The following is a 4,479-nucleotide window of genomic DNA, read 5'->3' on the forward strand; positions in this document are numbered from 1 at the left end:
CGCCCTCGGCCCGGTGTGGACCGCCTGGGGCTGGGCGGGCGTGACCGTCGCGGGAGCGGCGGCCGTCGCGGCGGCGGCGCTGCTCGCGACCGGCGCCCGCACCCGTCCCGTTCCCGAATGATCCCAAGGAGATCGCAATGCCGTTCATCACCGTCACGACCTGGCCCAACCAGACCGACGAGCAGCGCCAGAAGCTCATCGAGGCCCTGACCGCGACCACGCACGAGGTCACCGGCGCGCCGCTGGACAAGATCACCGTGGTGGTCCACGAGATTCCGCAGGCTCGCTGGGGGGAGGCCGGGGTCATGGCCACCAACCCTGATTTCCCCGAACTCAGCCGGCGGCGTTCGGTGGCCGAATAACATGGGGGACATGGAGAACCGTTTCGACCGCGGCATCGGGATCCTGCGGGCGCTGGCCGGGACCGAGGAGCCGGCGGTGGTCCACGGCTACGACGACATCGCCCCGGGCCTGGGCCGCCTCACGGTGGAGTTCCCGTACGGGGACGTGTACCACCGCTCGGACCTGGACCTGCGCGAGCGGCAGCTGGCGACGATCGGGGCGCTGACGGCGCTCGGTCACGCGCTGCCGCAGCTGAAGTTCCACGTCAACGGGGCGCTGAACATCGGCATCGGGCGCCGCGAGATCGTCGAGGCGATCATGCACCTGGTGTCCTACACCGGGTTCCCGGCGGTGCTGAACGCGATCGGCGCGGCGCGGGAGGTCTTCGAGGCCCGCGACGACGACGAGCCGGGCTTCGCCGACGCCGAGGCCGAACCCGAGGGCACGCGCTACGACCGGGGCTGGAAGGCCCTGGCCGAGATCGACGGCCACGCGGGGGAGGCGGTGATCGCGAGTCTGGAGCCGATCGCGCCGGACCTGGGCCGCTACATCATCGAGTTCGCCTTCGGCGACGTCTACGTGCGCAAGGGACTCGACCTGCGCTCGCGCGAGATCGTGACCGTGGCGGCCTGCACCGCCCTCGGCAGTGCCCTGCCGCAGTTGAAGGTCCACATCCACGGACTGCTCAATGTGGGCGGCACCCGCGAGGAGGTGGTAGAGACGATCATCCAGATGGCCGTCTACGCCGGGTTCCCCGCGGCGCTGAACGCGATGAACGCCGCACGGGAGGTCTTCGAGGCCCGCGGCCTGCTGGACGGCGCCGAGCCGGAGAGCGCCGGCTGACGGCGCGGCGCGACATGACCGAGAAGGGCGCGGCCCCGCTTCACGGCGGGGCCGCGCCCGTTCCGTCTCCGGGCCGCCGCGACGGGCCGCCTGTGGCCGGAGGGGCCCGCGCGCAGTGCGCGACGGGAGGGTCGATCCAGGCCGCAGTGGTCGCTTGTTCGGGTGGGGCGAGATCGCATTGGAACTTCGACAGTGGACGCTGTGCATGAAGGGGAATGCGTGCCGTGCAATTGCGTTCAAATGCGGCAAACAACGGGGCTGCTTTTCGATTTCATTGACACGCAGTGCATTCGCAATGGTCGGTTCAAGTCGTGCACACAGCGCGGCAATGTATTTGTTACAAATTGCGTTGCTTTGTGTGAGTTGATTCACAACACTAACTGGATGGTTGCTTACGCTGGGTGTGCTGCCTATGCTGAATCAGTACACCGCTTTCCCCAATGGCGCCAGATCAATCGGACCTTCCAATCCCCATGTGGACCGATCCGGAGTCCGCATCGCCGTCGCAGTGTCGCGCGGAATCCCCGTTCCATGCCAGTCCCTAGCGGATGGACAAGCGAATGCCGAATTCCAGCAGAACTCTCATCGTCGTGGGCATCAGATTCCAGGGCTTCAGCTCTGAGCACCCCGACGTCCTCACCATCGGCCAGCTCCTCGAAGACCTCCAGTCCGGCCTCTACGGCCAGGCCGGCGAGCTGCTCACCCTCCGTCCCGGGCAGGGCGTCTCGCCCGCCGAATGGGACCGCCTCCAGGCCGTGGTCAACCGCGTCGGCGTCGCCGACCGGATGCTCCTGGAGCCCGTCGCCGCCGAGACCCTCGGCACCGACGAGGTCCACAAGAGACATCCCGACAACGCGCTCATCGCCGCGCTGCGCTCGACCGGACCCGGCGTCTACCGGGCCGCGCTGCGCATTCACAACGACAACGAACTGCTCCTGGACCACCAGACCGGGCAGCACGTCCAGGGCATGGTCGTGGTCGAGGCGGCCCGGCAGATGTTCCTGGCGGTCACCGAGCGCTACTACGTCGAACCCGAACTGCGCGGCGGCTACTACTTCGTCATCGAGTCGATGCGCACGTCGTTCGAGAACTTCCTGTTCCCGCTCGCCGCGGAGATCGAGTACAAGGTCCTCGACGCCGCCGTCGGCGACCCGACCCGGCTCGCGTTCACCGCCGAGATCGCCGTCCACCAGGCCGAGCGCCGCTGCGCGCTCACCGAGGTGTCGTTCTCCGCGTTCGAGTCCGAGCTCATCGAGGGCAAGGAGCACCGCCGCGCGGCCCACGCCGTCACCCACGAGTCGCGCCTGGCCGCAGGCGTCGCCGCCGGTGTCTGAGCACGAGGGCGTCGACGCGGCCTTCTTCGACGTCGACGAGACCCTCATCTCCGTCAAGAGCATGTTCCGGTTCCTGGAGTTCTACCTGGAGTCCAAGGGCGAACCGCCCGGCGCCTACCGGGTGCTGCGGGCGACGCTCGCCGAACTGGCCGCTTCCGGCGTCCCCCGCGAAGAGGTCAACCGGGCCTACTACCGCTGCTACGCAGGCGAGAGCGCCGAACGGCTCGCCACCGCGGGCCAGGCCTGGCTGCGCGCCGAGCTCGCCGAACCGGGCTTCCTCGTCGAACGCACCGTCGCGGAGCTCTCCGCGCTGCGGGACGCGGGCGTTCCCACCGTCCTCGTCTCCGGCTCGTTCTTCGCCTGCCTCGACCCGATCGTGAACCTGCTGGGGGCCACCGAGTCCCACGGCGCGCCCGTGCGGGTGCGCCACGGCCGGCTCACCGGCGAGATCGACCACCCGGTGATCGGCGAGGGCAAAGCGCACGTGGTGGAGGCCGTGACCCGGCTGCGCGGCCTCGACCCGGCACGCTGCGTCGCTTACGGCGACCACGCGAGCGACCTGCCGATGCTCGACGCAGTCGGCTCCGCCGTCGTCGTCGGCGACGACCCCGTCCTGCTGCGGCGGGCCGAGACCCGCGGCTGGCGCGTCCTCGACCCCGCCGCCGCGGCGGCCTGACCGCCGCTCACCAGACCGAATCCGCCGCTCTCCACAAGGGAGCGCAGACCAGCACCGAGGTGACCGCACATGCTGACCCCCACCGCTTACGAGAGCCCGCCGATGAGCATCGGCGTCATCGGGACCGGCTCCCACCTGCCCGCGAACGTCGTGGGCAACGCCGAAGTCGGCGCCCGCGCCGGCGTCGAGGACGAATGGATCGTCCGCAAGACCGGCGTCCGCACCCGCCGCTACGCCGCCGCCGACGAGGCGACCTCCGACCTCGCGTCCGCCGCGGCGATCGCGGCCCTGGACGACGCCGGAATCCTGCCCCAGCAGCTGGAGCAGATCATCGTCGCCACGTCCACTCCGGACCACCCGCAGCCCGCGACCGCCGCGATCGTCCAGCACCGCATCGGCGCCGACGGCGTCCCCGCGTACGACGTCAACTCGGTCTGCTCGGGCTTCATGTTCGCCCTCGACGCGGCCGCCGCGCGTATCCGCGGGGGCGGCTACGCGCTCGTGGTCGGCGCCGACGTCTACTCGCGGATCATCGACCCGGCCGACCGCCGCACCGCCGTCCTCTTCGGCGACGGCGCCGGGGCGGTCATCCTCGGGCCGGTCGCCGCGCCGCACGGCCTGGTCGCGACCAGCCTGCGCACGCACGGCATGCACCACCGCATGATCGAGGTCCCCAACGGCGGCAGCCGGACGCCGAACCGCACGCGTCCGCAGGACGACCCCGGCCAGTACTTCACCATGGACGGCCGGGCGGTGCGCGAGTTCGTGACCGAGCAGCTTCCCTTGGCCGTCAAGGAGATCCTGCGCAAGGCCGACGCCACCGAGGACGAGGTCCAGCACTTCATCCCGCACCAGGCGAACGGCCGGATGCTCCGCGACATCGAGCCGAGCCTCGGCCTGAGCCGGGCCCGCCACCACCTGCTCGTGGACGAGTTCGGCAACACCGGCGCGGCCTCCGTCCCGATCACGCTCGACTACGCCAACCGCGCCGGGCACCTCCGGCCCGGGGACGGCGTGCTGCTGTCGGCCTTCGGCGGCGGCATGTCCATCGGCAGCGCCTACCTCAGATGGGGCGGCACCGCGACCCCGTGACCGCCGGCGGAGTGCCGGGCCGCCCACACGGCCCGGCGCTCCGCGACGCTTGACTTCGAGCGCGCTCGAAGCCCTAGCGTCGGGAACGAACCCGCTGCAACCGACCACGACGGAGTGACACCGATGCACCAGCACCTCAGCCCTCGCCGGACCGAACCCGCCGCGGGCTTCCGCGCCCGGGCGCGCCGCCTC

5 protein-coding genes are annotated in these 4,479 nt (G+C 70.8%); all 5 read left to right on the forward strand.

The annotated features are described in order from the left end of the window. The first annotated feature begins 137 nt into the window (after positions 1 to 137). The 5 genes from DI269_RS01210 to DI269_RS01230 all read left to right on the forward strand — a co-directional run bounded on the left by DI269_RS01210 (position 138) and on the right by DI269_RS01230 (position 4,287). Entirely contained in the window at positions 138 to 362 is a 225-nt protein-coding gene (locus DI269_RS01210; RefSeq protein WP_112133331.1) for a tautomerase family protein, read from the forward strand. Positions 363 to 372: 10 nt separating this feature from the next. Then, entirely contained in the window at positions 373 to 1,185 is an 813-nt protein-coding gene (locus tag DI269_RS27965; RefSeq protein ID WP_232822562.1) for a carboxymuconolactone decarboxylase family protein, read from the forward strand. Between the two features lie 590 nt (positions 1,186 to 1,775). After that, positions 1,776 to 2,519, forward strand: a complete 744-nt coding sequence (locus DI269_RS01220; RefSeq protein ID WP_157974685.1) for an AfsA-related hotdog domain-containing protein — start codon at positions 1,776 to 1,778, stop codon at positions 2,517 to 2,519. Further along, positions 2,512 to 3,195, forward strand: coding sequence for an HAD family hydrolase (locus tag DI269_RS01225; RefSeq protein WP_112133334.1), 684 nt, complete (start codon positions 2,512 to 2,514; stop codon positions 3,193 to 3,195). Before DI269_RS01220 ends, DI269_RS01225 begins: the two co-directional genes overlap by 8 nt. Positions 3,196 to 3,264: 69 nt before the next feature. Continuing rightward, positions 3,265 to 4,287 (forward strand): 3-oxoacyl-ACP synthase III family protein, encoded by a 1,023-nt coding sequence (locus DI269_RS01230; RefSeq protein WP_232822563.1) that lies wholly within the window; start codon positions 3,265 to 3,267, stop codon positions 4,285 to 4,287. The last annotated feature ends 192 nt before the right edge of the window (positions 4,288 to 4,479 follow it).

Origin of the sequence: Glycomyces dulcitolivorans (assembly GCF_003265355.1) — a bacterium.
Taxonomy (GTDB): domain Bacteria; phylum Actinomycetota; class Actinomycetes; order Mycobacteriales; family Micromonosporaceae; genus Glycomyces; species Glycomyces dulcitolivorans.